The organism is Streptosporangium sp. NPDC003464 (assembly GCF_053588315.1).
Map to the genome: position 1 here is coordinate 1 of NZ_JBSFPS010000522.1, position 2,130 is coordinate 2,130.

Annotated in this window: 2 protein-coding genes; both read right to left on the reverse strand. The window is 72.6% G+C overall.

Annotated features, from left to right (window positions below):
- Positions 1-250: hypothetical protein (locus tag ACWDS7_RS48090; RefSeq protein ID WP_451934771.1), on the reverse strand; the 250-nt coding region annotated here is incomplete at its 3' end.
- Positions 251-370: 120 nt separating this feature from the next.
- Positions 371-2,130: hypothetical protein (locus tag ACWDS7_RS48095; RefSeq protein WP_451934772.1), on the reverse strand; the 1,760-nt coding region annotated here is incomplete at its 5' end.

The window sequence follows — 2,130 nt, forward strand, 5'->3', positions numbered from 1 at the left end:
TGTCCACCGGCGAGACACCGTAGAAACCCAGCACCGCCACGGCGAAGACCACCACCGACACCGCCGGCAACCACCGCCACCTCAGCAGCCGGCCCAGCAGCCGGCCCAGCAGCCGGCCCGGCCCCCGGCGCCACCCCGGACGCCCTCCCCCACCCGGCAGCGCACCGGCCCGCGCCGGCCCACCCCCCTCAGGGGAACCCTCCCGGAGGGAACCCGGCGAAGAACCTTGAAACTGCGGAATCCTGGCCATACGCGCGAGTCTGCCGACACAACGATCTTCAACCCGGCCGGACACCCGCGTTTTCCGATGTCCTTGCCGACCCTTCAGACAGGCCGGTCACAACGGCCGCCCTCCGGCCTTCACAGCCGGTCACGACGGCCGTCCCGGCACGCCGGCGCTGAGCACGCCGGCCCCGGCCTCCGCCGCCTGCCCCTCCCGCACCCGGTAGAGGGCGTAGTCGCCGGAGCGGAGCCGGAACTCGGCGAACTCCCCGATCTTCGCGGCCTGGTCGGTGCGCCGTTCGTCGACGAAGAGCCAGCGGACTCCGTAGCGTTCCCGCAGGCGCTGGACCGCGGCCGCCGAGGGCGCGTGGAAGACCGCCTCGTTCGAGGTGATCCGGTCCCCGTCCCAGAACGGCAGATACATCGCCGACTGGGTCGACTGGCCCGCGCTCCAGCGCTCCACGCTCGTCGGCGCGAACGCCCACCCCTCGACCAGCACGCGCCGCTCGGACAGGGCCGCCACCCAGAACTCGCGGCTGTCGCACGGGTCCTCGTGCCCCCAGAGGCAGTGCGCGTTCGTGGCGACGAGGTCGTCGGGATCGGAGTTGGCGCGCAGCCAGCGCGCGACGGTCAGGGCGCCCTGCGGGACCGTCACCTGGGCCGCCGCCGGCTGGCTCACCCCGCTGAGTCCCCGCTTGGCCAGTATCTGCCCGGGCAGCATGACGTAGGCGTGCCCGTCGGCGAGCAGGCCGATGGCCGTGCACATGACGGCCACGTGGGCGGCGGCCCTGAGCCGGCCGACTCTGACGGTCAGGACGGCGGCCACCAGTACGCCGGCGACCAGCAGCGCGAGGTAGGGCCGGTACAGGACGCCGTCCGACTGGCCTGGGCGCAGGGGGATCTCGACGCCGCAGAGGATGGGGATCAGATAGGCGGCGAGCGCCCCGGCGCAGGCGGCCGGCAGCGCCGCCCGCAGCGACAACTGGGCGCGCCGCAGGAGTGCGAGGAGCCCGTGGATCGCGACGATCGCCAGGTAGGGATAGGCGCCCCAGAGGAAGAAGAGCTGGCTGCGGCCGGGATGACCGAGCAGCAGCGCCGCACCGATACCCGCCGCACCGAAGCCGATCATCATGATCACCCAGGGCCGCCCGAGCAGCCGCGGCCGGCTCAGCAGCCCGAGGACCCCGGACCACGTGACGGCCCAGCACAGCAGGCACACCAGTGCCATGCCGAGCGCCGAGGCCGTCGAGGGCTCCACCTCGCTGCCCAGGCCGGTCAGCTCCTGCCAGGCCGTGCGCATGAAGAAGAACGGAGCGACCACCAGCCCCTGCCGCACGCGACCGTACAGCACGAACTGCGCGTAGAGGAGACACGCGGAGCTCATCCCGAGCGCGACGAGCGCGACCCAGGGCGGCCGCCGGCGCCTGACCAGCTCAACCGCGGCGACCGTCACCAGTCCGGCGATCAGCAGCGGCAGGTAGGAGGCCTTGGCGCCCATCACCGCGACGAGGAAGATCCCCAGCAGGAGCCACCGGCCGGCGGTCGAGCGGCGGTCGAAGAGGTCGACCAGGAGCAGGACGACCGGCGCGAACAGGAGCGCTCCGAAGGTCTGGGTGGGACTCGTCCACGCGAGGTCGGGAACGCCTCCCCAGGTGAAGGAGTCGTTCGCGCCGACGTACAGGTTCGGGATCGCCACGAAGACCGTGCCCATGACGGCCAGCAGTGACCCCGCCCACGAACCGATGACGCGCCGCCCGGTCATCCCGACGAGGACGACGAACGCGATCACCATGGGGAGCATGCCCAGCCGCAGCAGCAGCACGAGCGGCTCCACGCCGGTGACCCAGCTCGCCGCGGCCAGGTGGGCGTAGACGAACCAGTGGTAGAGCAGCGGCTCGCCGGAGACCA